The following is a 16,665-nucleotide window of genomic DNA, read 5'->3' on the forward strand; positions in this document are numbered from 1 at the left end:
GCTGGGACTCTATGGAGAGAATCAGTCATTATTGGACATTCCGTGAACGTCACGGGAGCCGCCACCACTCCTATCAGCTTGGAAGGCAATGGAGTGGTGGCGGAAATCGAAGTCCAATAGAAGGACCCCGACAATGGCTACTACGCGTAAACAAGCACGAGACGCCGGCAACGGTCAATTCACCACAATGGCTGACGCCCGGCGCAGGCCGAACCAGACGGTCGTCGAGACCATCAAGACTCCTCCTTCGAAGCCGACGAATCCTTCGAAGAAGAAGTAATCTTTCTCTTAGTTGGGCGGCGCGGCGTATCTGCGCCGCCTTTTTCCTTATGCGGCTTCGGCGGCATCTTGTGCAGCCGGCGTAGAGTTTCGTTGGCCATAGCCATTGCGCCGTCTTGATCCGAATCAGAGTCCTTCGACATGGCTACTCCAGACCTACCGAATAAAGACCATGATACCAAATTGTTGCAGGCCATAGGAGAAACAATTATGGCCTGGGGAGCGGTAGAGTTTCGCCTGCTCCTTATATTCCAGAACCTTTTCCGACCGCATGAGCACTATAGAGCAGACATTATCTGGGCTGCTCTAAGAAGTTTTGAAGCAAAGATAGACCTATTGTCTAAGTGCCTAGAAGCATCTGCTGCTCACAGACACGCTGCATATACTTGGTCATTACTCCGAAGTGAAGTAATGTCGAATTACAAACTTCGCAACAAAATCGCTCACGGAACTGTATTTCTTGAAGGGACAGAGAATTCCCACATTGAACCGTTTCTCGCGCTATTCTCACCTAAGCCAAAGATACACTTACGCGAAATCTACTCATACAGAGAAAAGTTCGTAGAGCTTATCGACTGTCTTTTATATTTTGATCTGTCTGTAACGACGCCGGCATCACAGCATCAAGAATTGCCAAGACCAGCGCCCGATCTGCTGCGTCGTCTTCTATCTCAAGACGCCCAGAAGCGCGAAGCTCAGTCACGCCGCGATCGAGCATGGCGTCAATATTTGAAAGACCATCCTGAGCTTCGCTGATTTCCGGCCTGTCACGCGGTATCACCTTACCACATCCTTCTGCTTTGTCACGTATATAATTGTGAATTTTTTCCCTTGAATAGGATTTTTTTCCATCTTAAGCTTTACATTGATCTCGCAGAGGGAGACCGAGACGATGCATGCCTTTCTGGACAGGACTGTTTTTCCGCCCCCGCCGATCATGGGGCTGAGCGCGGCGGCCGCCGCTGCGGCGACCGGGGTGCCCGTGGCCGCCCTCGCTGATCGCTGGCGGACCCGCGCCAGGGTGACGCGCGCGCGGCATCTCGCGGTCTATCTCCATCACGTCGCGCTCGGCGCCAGCCTTTCGGCCTGCGCCCGCGATTTCGCGCGCGACCGCGCCTCGATGCGCTACGCCTGCGCCCGCATCGAGGACCTGCGCAGCAATCCCGCCTTCGACCGCTGCGCCGCGAGGCTCGAACGGGCGGTCGCCGCCCAGCGCGACATGGTCTTCGGGCTGATCGCGGGGGAAGGAGACGGGCGATGAGCAAGGCAAGCCGACCGAGGGAAGAAACGGCCGCGCGGGCGCTCGAACGGCTGGCGCGGGCGCTCGGCGAGGCCGGCGCCTGCGCGGCCCCGAGCGATTTCGACGCGAACACGCTCGTCGTGCTCGCCCCCCGCAAGGGCGTCACCGTTGCCCGCGCCCGGATCGCCGCCGAGGCGGGCGAGGCGGCGGTGGCGGAGGGGCTCGCGCAATGGGTCCGCGAAGGAACGGCGCGTCGGCTCTATCTGACCGACGCCGGCCGCGCCTACCTGCGGCGGCGGGCGGCCGACGATCCCGAACTCGATCCGTTCCGCGCCCAGCACGGCGATTACGCGCGGCGTCCGGCGGAGAAAGGCGCGGGGCCGACGCTGGTGAACGAGGCCGAGAGCCCTCTCGCCTGGCTCGCCCGGCGAAAGGGGGCGGATGGGCGGCCCTTCCTCGATCCCGCGCAGATCGAGGCCGGCGAGCGCTTCCGCCGCGATATCGAGCAGGCGCAAATCCTCCAGCGCGTCACCGCCAATTGGGAGTCGTCCGGCGCCGGCGCGCGGCGGGGAGCGGACGCCGGCGTCGTGGTCACGGAGATCGCCTTGGACGCCCGCAAACGTCTGGCGCGCGCCTATGACGCCGTCGGGCCCGATCTCGCCGGGCTGCTCACCGACATGTGCGGCTATCTCAAGGGCTTGGAGACGGTCGAAAGCGAACGCGGATGGCCGGCGCGCTCCGGCAAGGTGGTGCTGAAGATCGCGCTCGCGCGGCTCGCGCGCCATTATGGGATCGGCGCCGCCGCCACCGGCCCCGCGCGGGCGAAAAGCCTCGTGCACTGGGGCGCGGAGGATTATCGGCCCAGCCTGTAAACGTCAGCGTGCGAAGCGGCCGCGTCCGTCGAGGCGCAAACGGCCGCTTTACGCCAGGGCGTCGCGCGCTTCCTTCTTGATGCGCTCGACCATGGCGCGCAGGCCATTGGCGCGCTGCGGCGTGAGATGTTCGGCGAGCCCGAGCTGCTTGAAGAGCGGGCTCGCGTCCGTCTCCACGATCTCCTGCGCGCGGCGGCCGGAATAAAGCGCCAGCACAAGCGCGACGAGGCCGCGCACGATATGCGCGTCGCTGTCGCCGCGGAAAGTGAGCGTCGGCGCGCCGTCGGCGTCCCGCCCGCGCGTCGTCTCGAGCCAGACCTGACTGGCGCAGCCGCGCACCTTGTTCTCGTCTGCGTAGGATTCCTTCGGCAGCGGCTCGAGCGTGCGGCCCAGCTCGATCAGATAGCGGTAGCGATCCTCCCACTCCTCCAAGAGCTCGAAATTGCCGATGATGTCGTCGATGACCATGCGCCTTCCTCTGTTTCCCTGCTCATTCTAGACCAGGCGCGCGCCCTTTCCATGCGAAGAGCGAGGCCTTAAGTTTGTGACTATCCTAAACTTGCCGGGGCGCGCCCTGGTCCCGATTTCATGGAGATGAATATGAGCCTCATGCCCCGCTGGCGCATCCTCGCCGTCGCGATTGTCGCCGCCCTGTCGCTGTCGGGCTGCGGCTACAACACAATCCCGACGCTCGAGGAAAACGCCAAGGCCAAATGGGCCTCCGTGCAATCCCAGTACCAGCGCCGCGCCGATCTTATTCCCAATCTCGTGGCGACGGTGCAAGGTTACGCCAAACAGGAAAACGACGTGCTGACATCCGTCGTCGAAGCGCGCGCCAAGGCGACCGCCGTGAAGGTCGACGCCTCGAGCATCACCGATCCGGAGAAGATGAAGCAGTTCCAGGACGCGCAGGCGCAGCTCACCGGCGCGCTCGGCCGGCTGCTCGCGGTGAGCGAAGCCTATCCCGACCTCAAATCGAACCAGAACTTCCTGGCGCTGCAATCCCAGCTCGAAGGCACGGAGAACCGGATCAATGTCGCGCGGCGGGACTATATCGAGGCCGTCCGCGAATATAATTTGTCGCTGCGAACCTTTCCCACCCTGCTGTGGGCGAAGACTTTCTTTGCGGACGCCAAACCGATGGCGGAATTTTCGGCGAGCGAGTCGGCGCAGCAGGCGCCGCAGGTGAAGTTCTAGAAATGGCCAGCGAGCGCCCGCCGCAAGAACTCGGCGCGCTTTGCGCGGAGCGTGACGCCATGTGGGCGCATATGCGGCAGGAGGCGGAGGACGCGCTGCGGCTCGACCCCGCCCTCGCGCCCCTGTTCATGGGCGAGCTTTTGAACCGGCATAGCCTCGAAGAGGCGGTGATCCATCGCGTGAGCGGCCGGCTCGGCGCCTCGGCGATGGACGCCGCGACAATCGCCGACGCCTTTCTCGCCGCGCTCGACAGCGAGCCCACGATCGGCGACGCGTTCCGCGCCGACGCGGCGGCCTATGTCGAACGCGACCCCGCCTGCCGGCGCCTCATCGAGCCGCTGCTTTATTTCAAGGGCTATCACGCTATCCAGGCGTCGCGCCTCGCCCATGCGCTGTGGCGCGCGGGAAAACGCGACTTCGCCTTCTACATCCAGAGCCGCGCCTCGGACGCGCTCGCCGCCGACATTCATCCGGCGGCGCGGTTCGGCAAGGGGATTTTCCTCGACCACGCGACGGGGTTCGTCGTGGGAGAGACGGCGGTCGTCGAGGACGACGTCTCGATCCTGCACGGCGTGACGTTGGGCGGCACCGGAAAGGTCGCGGGCGACCGCCATCCGAAGATCCGGCGCGGCGTGATGATCGGCGCCGACTCGAAGATCCTCGGCAATATCGAGATCGGCCAGCGCGCGCGAATCGCGGCGGGGTCCGTCGTGCTGCACCCGGTTCCGCCCAACTCCGTGGTCGCGGGCGTGCCGGCGAAGGTCGTTGGCGTCGAGGCGGCGGCCGAGCCCGCCCGCGACATGGACCAGCTCTTGCGCGGGCTCGCGTACGACTCGTTCGATTACGTGATCTGAGCTCACCTCACCTTCCCGTGAACTTCGGCGCGCGTTTTTCGAGAAAGGCCGCGCGCCCCTCCATGTAATCGGCGCTGTCGAAACAGCGCGCCGCGAGGGCCTCGCAGTCTGCGAGGCTCGGCGCATTGGGAAGTCCGGCGGCGGCGCGGATGGCGGCCTTGGCCGCGGCAAGCGTCAGCGGCGCATTGGCGGCGATCGTCTGTGAGAGATCGTCCACCGCCCCCTCGTAGCTCTCCGATTCGAAAACCCGCGCCAGGAACCCCGCAGCGAGCGCCTCCTTCGCGGTGAAGCGTCGGGCGGTGAAGAACATCTCGAAGGCGCGCTGCGCGCCCACCGCCGCCACCACATAGCGCATGGCCGAGGGCGGATAGCCGACGCCCAATCGTCCGGCCGGAATGGCGAAGGCCGCGCCCTCCTGCGCGACGCGCAGGTCGCAGGCGGCGGCGATCCCCATGCCGCCGCCCATGCAGAAGCCGGATATGGCCGCGATCGTCGGCTTGGAGCAAGCCGAAATGGCGTCGAAGGCCTCGACATTGGCCTGCTCATAGGCCCGCCCGCCGGCGCTTGTCGCGCGCACGGTGGAGAATTCCGAAATATCGGCCCCCGAGCAGAAGGGCAGGCCTTGGGCGCCGCAAACTAAAACGACTCGCGCCGAGGGCTCGGCGTCGATTGCGGCGACGAGCGGCGGCAGCGCCCGCCACATCTCGAGATCGAAGGCGTTGCGCTTCGCTCCATTGTCGATGAGGAGGCGCGCCACGCCTTGACGGAGCTCAACGCGGAGCTTGGGGGTGGGGGAATCGATCGGCATGAGCGAGATGTAGCAACCGCGCCTGATCTTCGACAGAGGTTTAACGCCTGGCCTGAGCGCGCCCCGCCCGCTCAGCGTCACGCCCCCGCTTGCCGGCGGGAGTCCCCGCGGTGCGGACCCATGTCTTGCAGCCTTTGTGGCGCCTCGTGGCGTAGGTGGGCGCGCCGGGGGCGCGCAACCGCTGCAAGCCTCTGCTCGCCTGCGACGCCACGCCACACCTCGCCGCGCCCCTTCGCGACCTCTTGCCACAGCTCGATCGCGCCGGGAGGGAGTAAAGCAATTTGTCAGATTTTCATGCGGCGGCCCTGGAGCAGTCATGGCGGTTGGATCGGACAAATTTGCGTCGCCCGGCGCGCTGAGAATGGCGCTGGCCTTTGCGGTCTTCGTGCACCACACGACGAAGTTCAATCTCGGCATGTCCGCCGTGCTGATCTTTTTCGTCCTCAGCGGCTATTGGGTCGCCACGATGTGGACGAAGACCTATTCCAAGACCAGCCTGTCCTATTTCACCTTCCTCGTCTCGCGCTTCTGGCGCGTCGCGCCGGTTTTCATGCTGTGCTCCGCGATCGCCTGGACGCTTCTGTGGTGGCGGGGCGTCGCGCCGGCGGAGGCCGGCGGCCTGATGCGCCAGCTTTTCTCGAACGTCATGATCCTCGGCTATAATTCGCTTTCTTATCAGGCGAATGTGCCGGGCTGGTCGCTCGACATGGAGATGCAGTTCTATCTCGTCGCGCCGGTCGTCGTTTTCCTGGTGTCGAGAAACATCTTCGTTCTGCTCGGCTGCGTCCTGCTGTCGCTTCTGGCGCCGAAGTTCGGCGGCTCGGCGACGGTGCTGCCCTTCCTGTATTTCTTCGGCATCGGCGTCGCCGCCGCGACCCACGACCTCAAGCCGAGCCGCCGTTTGGCCTATGCCTCGCTCGGCGCGACCTTCGCGCTGCTCGCCGTCTATGCGGCGATCTTCTTCAAGAGCGTCGCGGCCGATCCGACGCAGACCCAGCTCCTCGCCTTCAGCAGCAAAGCCAATCTCCTGATCGCCGTGATGATGACGCCCTGGGCGATCTATACGACGAAGCAGAAGAGCGGCTCGACCGACCGGATGTTCGGCGACCTTTCCTACATCTTCTATCTGCTGCACTGGTCGGTGATCGGCGCCATCGGCACGGGCGAAGGCTCCTATGCCGATCGTTTCGTCCTGTGCTCGGAGGCGGTCATCGTCATTCTCGTCGCCTCCTGGCTGATCTGGCTGCTGTTCGACCGGCCGATCGGAAGGTTGCGGGCTGGCTGGGTCGCCCGCCGGCGCGTGACGGCGACTGCGGAGCCCGGCGGCGCGGCGCTGCAACCCGCCCTCGCCTGACACGCGGCGGCTAAGTCTGTGGACTTAGAGCAAAAAGCGTAAGTGGCGGCAGCCCTGTAAAGCTGATAGCTTGAGGCGCGTCGTGGTTTCGAGCCCCGATGAGTCCAAGGGGCGTCCGCTTTGTTGAAACAAGGGCTTGAGATCCTTCTGCCAGGCCTGCGGCGCGGCTTTTTCGTCCTCGCCGTCACAACCGGCCTGACGCTCCTCACCCTGAAGCGCACGGACGAGCCGGTCGTCGCCTGCTCGCTCGTCAACGACGGACCCAACAATTATACCGTGCTCGTCGTCGGCGAGTCCTGGGCCTCCGACGGCAAGGTTTTTCCGGAATTGCCCAAGGTGGTGTCGAAACGGCTCGGCGGACGCGGCGTGCAGGCCTGCAGCATCGGCTTCAACGGGCGAAATTCGCGCCTTCTCTATTCGGAGCTTCGCGAAAAATTCCCCAAATACCGGCTTTATTCGCTTTACGACTCCAATCCGCCGAACAAGGTGATCTTGATGACGGGCGTCAATGACGTCATTCAGCACGTCGGCGCCGCGAATTACGTCGAGTTCACCAAGAAACTCACCGAGTATTTTGCCGACGCTGACGATGTGGAGGTGATCTCCATCCCGCGCGTGAACGAGCGCTGGTTCAAGCCGCCCAATCTTTTCAGCCGGATGAAGCGCAATGTGCTGCGCTGTTTCTACGACAGTTGCGATTTCCAGGTGAACGAGCTTTACCGCGTCGCGCTGTGGCGCGACCATCCCGACCTGCATGTGCTCGAATTCGACAATTTCGTCGACAGATTCGAGGGCCATGAGGAATATTACAAGCTCGACGGCGTGCATCTGACGGATGAATATCTCCACAAATATGGTAGGTTCATCGGCGAAGCGATGACGCTCCCGAGCCGCGTGGCCGAGCGGAGATAGCCGCCCCCTGCTAGAACCCGGTTTATGGATCTCCTTTCCCGCCTTCTGCACCGCGACGGGCTGATGCTCGTCATCGACAAGCCGGCGGGCGTTCCCGTGCATCGCGGCCCCAAGGGCGGCCCGAGCCTCGAGGACGCCTTCGACCAGTTGCGCTTCGGCCTGCCGCGCGCCCCCGCCCTCGCCCATCGGCTCGACAAGGACACCTCGGGCTGCCTCGTGCTGGGCCGCCATCGCAAGGCGCTCGATCGGCTGGGCAAGCTGTTCAAGACCGGGCGCGTCGGCAAGACCTATTGGGCCGTGGTCGAGGGCGCCCCGGAAGGCGACGCCGGCGAGATCGACTTGGCGCTGGGCCGTCTCGACGCGGCGCGCGGCTGGTGGATGCGTCCGGACCCGCTTGGCCTGCCGTCGCGCACCGGCTGGCGCGTGCTCGGCCGCTCGGCCGACGGCGCCCGCGCCTTCGTCGAATTCACCCCGCACACCGGCCGCACCCATCAGATCAGGGTGCATGCGCAGGCCATGGGGTGGCCGATCCTCGGCGACCCGGTCTATGGTCATGGCCGCCGCGAGGACGCTCCGCCGCTGCATCTGCATGCGCGGGCGATCACGATCCCGATGCAGGACAGCAAGCCGCCCGTGAGCGTTACGGCGCCGGCCCCCGAACATATGCGCGAAGCCCTGGCCGCGTGCGGCTGGCGCGCGGCTGCCGACGCATTACGGGAATTGCCAAACGCCAGCGAAGCGCTCAAATTAGTGGACTGAATCCGAAGGAGAAGCTTCAGTGGCGCGAACAGCTGCGCCCCTCAGGGACGCCCCGGAGCGGGCCGATGCGACGAGCGGGAGCCGCTTCGCCCTCGACCGCGCGCTGCTCGACAGACTTGCCGATCTCGCGCTCGATGGCGCGAAACGCGGCGGCGCGAGCTATGCGGACATTCGCCTCGGCGAAACCTTGCGTGAATATGCGCAGGCCAAGGACGACCGGCTCGAGCATTTCGACGAGCGGTCCACGCGCGGGTTCGGCCTGCGCGTCCTGCTCGACGGCTCATGGGGCTTTTACGGCGCGAAGCGGCTGGACGAGGCGACCATTCGCACAGGCGTGGAGCGCGCGCTCGAGAACGCCCGCGCGGTCCGTCCCATTCAAGGCGCGCCGATCGCGCTCGAGCAGCTTCCGGCCCATGAGGCGGAATGGATCATGCCTATGGGGGTCGATCCTTTCGCCATTTCGTCGCGCGAGAAATCGGATCTTCTGCTTGCCGTTTGCGCCGCCGCGCGCGACGCCGGCGCCGATTTCTGCTGGGCCGCGCTGTCGATCGCGCGCGAGGAGCGGCTCTTCGCCAATAGTTTCGGCGCGCGCATCCGCCAGACCCGGACGCGGGTGCATCCGACCTTCACCGCCACGGCGGTCGACCGCGCCGCGGGACGCATGGCCTCCCGCGACAGTCTGATCCCAGCGCGCGGCGCGGGCTGGGAGTATGTCACCTGCGCGGGCCTCCTGACGGAAGCCGCCGAGGCCGGGGCGCAGGCGCGGGCCAAGCTCGCGGCCAAGCCGGTCACGACCGGCGATTACGACATCATCATCGATCCGACCAATCTCTGGCTCACGATTCACGAGACTGTCGGCCATTCCACCGAACTCGACCGCGTGCTCGGATGGGAAGCGAATTTCGCCGGCACGAGTTTCGTGAAGCCGCAGATGCGGGGCGCGCTGCGCTTCGGCTCGGAGCTCATGACGATCGTCGCCGACCGCTCGCAGCCCGGCGCGCTCTCGACCATCGGCTTCGACGACGACGGCGCGCCCGCTGAAGCGGCCGAATTCAAGATCGTCGAACGGGGCGTGCTAAAGAATTTTCAGATGGCGCTGGGGCAGGCGCATTACATCGGCCTGTCCGCCTCCAACGGCTGCGCCTATGCGGACAGCCCCACGGCTTTTCCGATTCAGCGCATGCCGAATATTTCACTCGCGCCCAACCCCGAGAAATGCACGCTGGACGATCTCGTCGGCGGGATCGAGAACGGCGTCTATGTCGTCGGCGCGGGAAGCTGGAGCATCGACCAGCAGCGCGATAATTTCCAATTCGGCGGGCAGCTCTTCTACGAAATCAAGAACGGCAAGCTCGGCGAGCTCTTGCGCGACGGAGCCTATCAGGGCCGAACGATTCCGTTTTGGAATTCGCTGGACGGGCTCGGCGACGCCTCGACCTATCATCTCGACGGCACCTTCACCTGCGGCAAGGCGGAGCCGGTGCAGGTCGCGCCCGTTTCCCACGGCAGCCCGCCCGCGCGCTTCCGCCAGGTGCGCGTGCTGAACACGAGCGGCGACGCGTAAAGCGCATGTTTCTCTCCTCCGACGACGCAAGGACAATCACTGAGCGCATCATCGAACGCTCGAACGCCGACGCCTGCGTGGTGCGGATCGACGGGGGCGAGGATTTCAGCCTGCGCTTCGCGCGCGGCGGCGCCACCACCAATCTCGCGACCTCGGAGACGAGCCTGCGCATTTCCTCCCATATCGGCGGGCGCGTCGGCTCGGTCACGACGACGCGCCTCGACGATGAGGCGCTCGAGGCGGCGCGCGCGCGCTCGGAGGAGATCGCCCGCATGTTGCCGGTCGATCCGGACTATGTCGCGCCGCTCGGCCCGCAGGAATACGAAACCTCGGCGCGCTATGACGACAACGCCGGCGCGCTGCGGCTCGATACGCTCGCCGCGCAGGCGGCGCGGGTGATCGACGAAGGCGCGCGCGTCGGGGTCGACACCTTCGGCTGCGCCTCCAGCGCCAGGCGATTCGAGGCGCTGGCGACGAGCGCCGGTCTCTTCGCTTATGAACGCCGCAGCGAAATCGACCTTTCCGCCACCGCGCGCAACAAATCCGACAGATGGTCGGGCTGGGCGGGCGCACATGAGTTTTTTTCGGCGCGCCTCGATTCTGAAAGCATTGCGCGGCGGGCTTGCGAGAAGGCGGCGCATGACACCGAGCCCGTCGATCTCGAGCCCGGCGATTACACGGTCATCCTCGAACCGGTCGCGGTCGCGGAACTCGCCTTCTGGACCTTGAGCGCGATGGACGCGCGGGCCGCGGACGAAGGCCGCAGTTTTTATGCGCGCCCGGGCGGCGGCGCATTGATCGGTGAGAAACTTTTCGACAAGAAACTGACGATCCGCATCGACCCAGCCGACCCGCTGGCGCCGGAAGCGGGCGTTGGCTGGGAAGGCGTGCCGCACCGCGCCCGCGCCTTCATCGACAAGGGCGTCGTCTCTTCGCTCTATCGCTCGCGCGCCTGGGCGCAGAAGACGGACGCGGAAGCCATTCCCTTCGCGCGCAATTTCATCATGGCGGGCGGCGACGCCTCGCTCGACGACATGATTCGCTCGGTCAAACGGGGCGTGCTAATCACGCGAATCTGGTACGAGAATATGGTGGAGCCCAAGAGCCTGCTTCTCACCGGCCTCACCCGCGACGGCAATTTCCTCATCGAAAACGGCCGCGTGACGGCGCCGGTGCGCAACATGCGCTTCAATCAGCGGCTCGGCGAACTCTTCGCCAACATCGTCGCGCTCGGTCCGGCAGAGCGGACATGGCGCGCAGCCGGCGGCGGCGGCGCGGCGGCGGCCCCGCCGATGCTCGTCGAGAAGTTTCATTTCTCCTCGAAATCCAGCGGCGTGTGACTTATCCCCGCGAGACCACGGAGCGCTCGGCTTTATGTTTCTTCGTTTTCTCGCTGCTTTTTTCGCCCTGCTGTCCACGCTCCCGGCGGCTGCCCTCGACAAGGTGACCTTCGCCACCAATTGGCGCGCGCAGGCGGAGCATGGCGGCTTCTATCAGGCGCTCGCCGACGGCACGTACGCGCGCTACGGCCTCGACGTGACGATCCAGCAGGGCGGCCCGCAGATCAACGCGCGGCTGCTGCTCGCGGCGGGACGCGTCGACTTCGCCATGGGCGCCAATACGATCCAGATGTTCGAATCCGTGCAGCAGAACGTGCCGCTCGTCACGGTCGCCAGCATGTTTCAGATCGATCCGGTGATCTTCATGTCGCATCCCGGCCAGGGCCTCGATCGCTTCGAAGACCTTCCCAAAGCGACGGCCTTCATCGCAGGAGACATGCGCGCCTCCGTCTGGCAATGGCTCAAAGACGCCTATGGCTTTCGCGACGAGAAGGTGAAGCCTTACGGCTTCAATTCCGCGCCGTTCATCGCCGACAAGAAGTCGATCCAGCAGGGGTTGCTCACCTCGGAGCCTTACGCCATCGAAACACAGGGCGGCTTCCGGCCGAATGTCTTTCTGCTCGCAGACGTTGGCTACGACGGCTATTCGACGACGATCGAAACGCGCGCCGACACGATCGACAAGAAGCCCGACCTCGTGCAGCGCTTCGTCGACGCCTCGATCATCGGCTGGCAAAATTATCTTAATGGCGATAACGCCGCGGCCAATGCGGCGATCAAGCGCGACAATCCGGAGATGACGGACGGCCAGATCGCCTTTTCGCTCGCCAAGATGAAAGAGCGCGGCGTCGTCGATTGGGGCGACGCGCAAACGCTTGGCGTCGGCGCCATGACGCATGCGCGCATGAAAAGCTTCTTCGAAAAAATGGCCAAGGCCGGCGTCGTTCCGGCCGACCTCGATTACAAGAAGGGCTACACGCTGCGCTTCATCGGCAAGAAGGTCGGCATGGAGGCCAAGCGTTGACAGACGCTTCCGTCATCGCCAGCAAAGCAAAGCCATCGAGCTGGCCGGCGGCGCGGCGCGATGACGCGGTCTCGCCGCCGCTCCTTTCGCTTACAAACATCGGCAAGACGTTTCCCAATGGCGTCACGGCGCTCGCGGGCCTGAACCTCGAGGTCCGGCAGGGCGAGACGCTGACGCTGCTCGGCCCCTCCGGCTGCGGCAAATCGACCGTGCTGCGGCTGATCGCGGGACTGACGGAGCCCACCGCCGGCGCCATCGCCTGGGCGGATGAGGCGGCGCGAGACAACATCGGCTTCGTCTTCCAGGACCCGACGCTGCTCCCCTGGGCCAGCGTCTTCGACAATGTCTTCCTGCCGTTGCGCCTTGCCGGCGGGAGTCGGGCCGAGGCGCGAGGGCTGGTGATGGAGGCGCTCGAGCGAGTCGACCTCGCGGATTTCGCCAAAGCCCTGCCGCGCGAGCTTTCGGGCGGCATGAAAATGCGCTGCGCCATCGCCCGCGCCTTCATCACGCGGCCATCGCTCGTCTTGATGGACGAACCCTTCGCCGCGCTCGATGAAGTGACGCGCTGCAAGCTCAACGAGGGGCTCGTCACGCTGAAGGAACGGCTCGGCGCGACAATTGTCTTCGTCACCCATTCGATCTTCGAGAGCGCGTTCGTTTCGACGCGCATGGTGGTCATGTCGCGCCCGCGCGGCGCGATCGTCGCGGAGATCGAGGTCGATCCGTCGATTGCGCGCAATGACGACTATCGCATGAGCGAGACTTTCTCCACGACGGCCCGCCGCGCCTCGCGCGCCCTGCACGACGCCATGGGAGAGACGCGGTGAAGCTGCGCGACGCCGTCATTCCGCTTGCGGTCTTTCTGGCCTTCCTCGGACTTTGGGAGTGGATCGTCGCGGCGAAGAACATTCCGCCCTATGTTCTGCCCGCGCCTTCCGCGATTTTCGCCAAGCTGATCGAAGATCGCGCCCTGCTGTTTTCGTCTCTCGCCGTCACGCTCGGCGTGACGCTGAAAGCGCTCGCCATCGCCACCACTTGCGGCGTCGCGCTGGCGCTGCTTCTGGCGCAGTCGAAATGGCTGGAGCGGGCGCTTCTGCCCTTCGCGGTCATTCTGCAGGTAACGCCCATCATCGCCATCGCGCCGCTGCTGCTCGTCTATCTGAAGCCCGACAGCGCCGTGCTGGTCTGCGCCTTTCTGGTGGCGTTCTTTCCCATTCTTTCCAATACGGCCCTCGGCCTCGCCTCGGTCGACCACGCGCTCAGCGACCTTTTCGATCTCTACCACGCCTCCGCCTGGCAAAGGCTCGTGCATCTGCGGCTGCCCTCGGCGCTGCCGCAGTTTCTGACGGGACTGCGCATCGGCGGCGGGCTCGCGCTCGTCGGCGCCATTGTCGCCGAATTGTCGGCGGGCGCCTCGGGTCAGGGAGAGGGGCTCGCCTATCGCATCGTGGAAGCCGGATTTCGTCTCGATATCGCGCGCATGTTCGCGGCGCTGGCGCTAATCTCGGCGACCGGCCTCGCCATCTATGGCGCGCTCTCGGCCCTGTCTTACTATCTGCTGCGCGGCTGGCACGAGAGCGCGCTGGAGAGGCGCGATTGAGCCTTACTGCTCCGCGACGCCGCCTGCCTCGTCGAGATGGTAAACATCGTCGCGGAAATGCACTCTTCCGTCGGCGGACGCCCAGCCGGTCATGTAAACCCACACCACCGGGACAGGGCGCGCGAGCTTGACCTCTTCGCGCTCGCCGATGGCGATTTTGGCCTCTATTTCCAACTTGCCGAGCGCGGGGCCGTTCGCGCCGTCGAGCAGCCAGGCGGCGAGATCGACGACCCCCTGCACCCGCACGCAGCCGTGCGAGAGAAAGCGGTAGTCGTTGGCGAACAGGTTCCGCGACGGCGTGTCGTGCATATAAACGGAGTGCGGGTTGGGCATGGAGATGCGGATCGAACCGAGCGAATTGCCGGTCCCCGAATCCTGCCGCAGCGTGTAATTCACCGCCCGCTCGCTCGCCCAGTTGATTGAGCGCGGATCAACCTCCTCGCCGCGATTGTTGAGCACCCTGATGCGCGAGCGCGTGAGATAGCCGGGGTCCTTGAGCATTTTCGGCGCGATCTCGTTCTTGATGATCGAGGTCGGCACGGTCCAGGTGGGATTGATGTTCACCGCGACGATCTTCGCCTGCACCTCCGGCGAGTGATGCTCGGGATCGCCGACGATCGCCGCATAGCGGCGCACCACGCGGTCGTTCTCCACGGCGTCGACCGCCGTCGAGGGAATGTTCACGACAATGTAGCGCTCGCCGAAGGGAAAATCGACGCCGGCGAGACGTTGCGCGCTCGACGCGAGCTGGCGGAAGCGCACGTCCGCCGGCACGTCGAGGGCGCGCAGCGTGGCGCCGGCGACGACGCCCGTCTGCTTCAGCCCCATGCGAAACTGGAAGCGCTTGACGGCGGCCGTGAGCTCCGCGTCCCAGCTTTGTTTGCGCGTGTCCGTCACCGCGTCATCCTCAGCGGCGAGGCGGCGGCGCAGCGCCACGACCGCCGGTCCCTTGGCGCCGGCGCGCAGCGGAACGCCGACGCTCGGCCAGCCGCCGAGATCGACGATCTGCGCGTAGCGCTGGGACGCCTTTGAGGTCGTGAAGAAGGTTTCAGGCTGGAGAACGGGCGTCGGGTCGTCGGAAAGCGCCGTTTCGCGCGGGGGCGCCGGCGGTTTCGGCTTTGGCTTCGGCTTCGGCGCGCCCGCCTCCGCCCCGGAGACGGCGGCCTGGGGCGTGGCTGGCGCAGCGGGAGCGGGAGCCGGGGCCGCCGGCGCAGGGACGGGCGCAGCGGTCGCGGGCGCTGGCGCCGGAGCGGCAGCCGGGGATTGCGCCCATGCGGCGCCGCAGGCCGGCGCGGCGAGCAGAGCGGCGAGGCAGAAACTGCTAATTTTCGCGCGCGTCATGGTGGGCCGATTCGTCCTCTCGCTCACGATCGTCGACAAGAGCTTTTCAGGCGTCGATCCTGCAGGGTCAACAGCTTTCCAAGCGCGCCCCTGCGTGTCACGCCGATTGCGCGCGATTCAAATTCCCCGCGTGGCATTGACAGGCAATCGCGCGACATAGCCTGCGACCAAGATCAGGCCCGTATTGCCGTCGCGAAGGGCGAAGACAAAAGGCTTGTCGACGGTCATCGGCGTAATTTTTGGCGCTTCACGGGGAATTCCGCGTACCGCGACGGCTGCGGTCACGGCGGCGGCTGTCGCCCCTTGCTCGTCCACCTCGACGACCGCGCGCTGCAAGACCTTGTCGAGCGCGGCGTTTGCGCCGAAGGCCCGCAACGCTTCCGGATCGCGCCGCGCTTCGCCCACTCCCATCGCATCCAGCGCCGGCAGCAGCTCTACGGGCCCGCCGTCGAGCTTGAAGCGCGGCAGCCTCAGGTCGACTGCGCGAGTCTCGTAGCCCGCGCCCGTCAGCCACTTGGCGACCATCGAAAACTCCGCCGCCTTCGCGGGCTTGTCGGCCGTCGTGACGACGACGAGCGAGAAACGGTCCCGAAACGGCAGATCGACGCCGACGAAGCTCCCCTCTGAGCGATAGGCCTGCGGCGCCTTGATCTGCATCATGTCGACCTTGCCGGCTTCGCCGTCGGCGCCTGTAAAGGACGCTGGCCGTGTGAGCGCCGCATCGAAGGCCCTGCGCCATTTGCCTTTGTAATAGAGCGCGTTGAGGGCGACGAAGACGACTTTGTGAAGCGGCTGCCTTCGAAGCAGATAAGGGATCGCCCCCCTGGTCGTCTCGTTGATCCAGCCGTCGATCTCCTCGATCGCGGCCGGGTTCGAGAAATCCACATTGGCGGGCTTGGCGCCCAGCGCCTCGAGACGGGCGGCGAGTTCCGGCGCCGGCGTAAGGCCGGACGCGAGCAGAAGGCGATCCGCGAAGGCGAAAAGCTCGCCGTTGTCGACGGCGAGGCTCGCGCGGGCCTCGTGCAGGGCGGCAAGCGCTTTTTCGGGCGCGTCGGCAGACAGGCCAAGCGAGGCGAGAATCGCCGTCTTCAACCTGGAATCAGCTCCCTCGGCCACGACCGCCAGGGCCGAGGCGACGCTCGCCGGCGAGACGACGACGTTTTTCTTGTCGTTATCGGCAAGTCGCCCGATCAACTCGACGGCGACCCGAGCCTGAGGGACGGCCAGGGCCACGGACAGTGCGGCGGCTTTGGCCGGATCGATGGGGTTCGCGATGAGGTGCTCCGCCGCCCCGCCGGCCCACGCATGAATCCCCAGACCGACGGCGGCGATCAGTGCGAAGAAGATAAAGACCGCCAGCGCTCTTCTCATAAATGCCTCCTCAAAATATCAGTTTCCGCTGCTATACTCCTTGGCCAAGTTGGCTTTTTTGCAAAGCCGGCTCAGGGCGTCGACACGGTCGCCGCGAAGCGCCTTGGGGAAAGCGCGCCGATAACGCCGGCGACTCTGTTGTCGGCCCAG

At 65.4% G+C, this 16,665-nt stretch carries 18 protein-coding genes; 13 read left to right on the forward strand and 5 right to left on the reverse strand.

All coding sequences use genetic code 11. The annotated features are described in order from the left end of the window. Positions 1-233 precede the first annotated feature (233 nt). Positions 234-422 (reverse strand): hypothetical protein, encoded by a 189-nt coding sequence (locus tag ACETII_RS04655; RefSeq protein ID WP_472787301.1) that lies wholly within the window; start codon positions 420-422, stop codon positions 234-236. On the opposite strand from ACETII_RS04655, the gene ACETII_RS04660 reads away from it, so the two are divergent. The 3 genes from ACETII_RS04660 to ACETII_RS04670 all read left to right on the forward strand — a co-directional run bounded on the left by ACETII_RS04660 (position 421) and on the right by ACETII_RS04670 (position 2,391). Then, positions 421-1,035, forward strand: coding sequence for a hypothetical protein (locus tag ACETII_RS04660; protein ID WP_472787302.1), 615 nt, complete (start codon positions 421-423; stop codon positions 1,033-1,035). The genes ACETII_RS04655 and ACETII_RS04660 overlap by 2 nt on opposite strands. A gap of 136 nt (positions 1,036-1,171) precedes the next feature. Continuing rightward, positions 1,172-1,540, forward strand: coding sequence for a chromosomal replication initiator DnaA (locus ACETII_RS04665; RefSeq protein WP_363349742.1), 369 nt, complete (start codon positions 1,172-1,174; stop codon positions 1,538-1,540). Then, entirely contained in the window at positions 1,537-2,391 is an 855-nt protein-coding gene (locus tag ACETII_RS04670; RefSeq protein WP_472787303.1) for a DUF6456 domain-containing protein, read from the forward strand. The genes ACETII_RS04665 and ACETII_RS04670 overlap by 4 nt, the downstream gene beginning before the upstream one ends. Positions 2,392-2,439: 48 nt before the next feature. On the opposite strand, the gene ACETII_RS04675 is transcribed toward ACETII_RS04670, so the two are convergent. Continuing rightward, entirely contained in the window at positions 2,440-2,859 is a 420-nt protein-coding gene (locus ACETII_RS04675) for a SufE family protein (RefSeq protein WP_363349744.1), read from the reverse strand. Between the two features lie 132 nt (positions 2,860-2,991). Here ACETII_RS04675 and ACETII_RS04680 point away from each other — a divergent pair, with 132 nt between their 5' ends. Further along, positions 2,992-3,588 (forward strand): LemA family protein, encoded by a 597-nt coding sequence (locus tag ACETII_RS04680; RefSeq protein ID WP_472787304.1) that lies wholly within the window; start codon positions 2,992-2,994, stop codon positions 3,586-3,588. 2 nt (positions 3,589-3,590) lie between these two features. Next, positions 3,591-4,442, forward strand: a complete 852-nt coding sequence (gene cysE, locus ACETII_RS04685) for a serine O-acetyltransferase (RefSeq protein ID WP_363349746.1) — start codon at positions 3,591-3,593, stop codon at positions 4,440-4,442. A 7-nt stretch (positions 4,443-4,449) separates the two neighbouring features. Here the strand turns inward: cysE and ACETII_RS04690 are convergent, their stop codons facing one another. Further along, positions 4,450-5,250 carry an enoyl-CoA hydratase gene (locus tag ACETII_RS04690; protein WP_472788216.1) on the reverse strand — a complete coding sequence of 267 codons (801 nt, stop codon included), beginning with the start codon at positions 5,248-5,250 and terminating at the stop codon, positions 4,450-4,452. A gap of 316 nt (positions 5,251-5,566) precedes the next feature. On the opposite strand from ACETII_RS04690, the gene ACETII_RS04695 reads away from it, so the two are divergent. From ACETII_RS04695 to ACETII_RS04730, 8 genes are all read left to right on the forward strand, one after another. Continuing rightward, positions 5,567-6,604 carry an acyltransferase family protein gene (locus tag ACETII_RS04695; RefSeq protein WP_472787305.1) on the forward strand — a complete coding sequence of 346 codons (1,038 nt, stop codon included), beginning with the start codon at positions 5,567-5,569 and terminating at the stop codon, positions 6,602-6,604. Positions 6,605-6,727: 123 nt separating this feature from the next. Then, positions 6,728-7,516: an SGNH/GDSL hydrolase family protein gene (locus ACETII_RS04700; protein WP_363349749.1), complete on the forward strand. Its 789-nt coding sequence runs from the start codon at positions 6,728-6,730 to the stop codon at positions 7,514-7,516. Positions 7,517-7,540: 24 nt separating this feature from the next. Next, positions 7,541-8,275, forward strand: coding sequence for an RluA family pseudouridine synthase (locus ACETII_RS04705; RefSeq protein ID WP_472787306.1), 735 nt, complete (start codon positions 7,541-7,543; stop codon positions 8,273-8,275). A 19-nt stretch (positions 8,276-8,294) separates the two neighbouring features. Further along, the gene (locus ACETII_RS04710) at positions 8,295-9,839 is read left to right on the forward strand and encodes a TldD/PmbA family protein (protein WP_472787307.1); all 1,545 of its coding nucleotides are present in this window, start codon (positions 8,295-8,297) and stop codon (positions 9,837-9,839) included. Positions 9,840-9,844: 5 nt separating this feature from the next. Beyond that, entirely contained in the window at positions 9,845-11,179 is a 1,335-nt protein-coding gene (locus ACETII_RS04715) for a TldD/PmbA family protein (RefSeq protein ID WP_472787308.1), read from the forward strand. 34 nt (positions 11,180-11,213) lie between these two features. Continuing rightward, on the forward strand, positions 11,214-12,203 hold the full coding sequence (locus tag ACETII_RS04720; protein WP_472787309.1) for an ABC transporter substrate-binding protein: 990 nt from the start codon (positions 11,214-11,216) through the stop codon (positions 12,201-12,203). Then, a complete protein-coding gene (locus ACETII_RS04725) occupies positions 12,200-13,030 on the forward strand; it encodes an ABC transporter ATP-binding protein (RefSeq protein WP_472787310.1) in 831 nt (276 codons plus the stop codon). Before ACETII_RS04720 ends, ACETII_RS04725 begins: the two co-directional genes overlap by 4 nt. Continuing rightward, positions 13,027-13,803, forward strand: a complete 777-nt coding sequence (locus ACETII_RS04730) for an ABC transporter permease (RefSeq protein WP_472787311.1) — start codon at positions 13,027-13,029, stop codon at positions 13,801-13,803. The genes ACETII_RS04725 and ACETII_RS04730 overlap by 4 nt, the downstream gene beginning before the upstream one ends. A gap of 3 nt (positions 13,804-13,806) precedes the next feature. Here ACETII_RS04730 and ACETII_RS04735 read toward each other — a convergent pair whose 3' ends face one another. After that, positions 13,807-15,144 carry a L,D-transpeptidase family protein gene (locus tag ACETII_RS04735; protein WP_472787312.1) on the reverse strand — a complete coding sequence of 446 codons (1,338 nt, stop codon included), beginning with the start codon at positions 15,142-15,144 and terminating at the stop codon, positions 13,807-13,809. A gap of 117 nt (positions 15,145-15,261) precedes the next feature. Continuing rightward, positions 15,262-16,515 carry a serpin family protein gene (locus ACETII_RS04740; RefSeq protein ID WP_472787313.1) on the reverse strand — a complete coding sequence of 418 codons (1,254 nt, stop codon included), beginning with the start codon at positions 16,513-16,515 and terminating at the stop codon, positions 15,262-15,264. Positions 16,516-16,665: the final 150 nt, after the last annotated feature.

The sequence above is a fragment of the Methylocystis sp. NC52PC genome, from assembly GCF_055698645.1.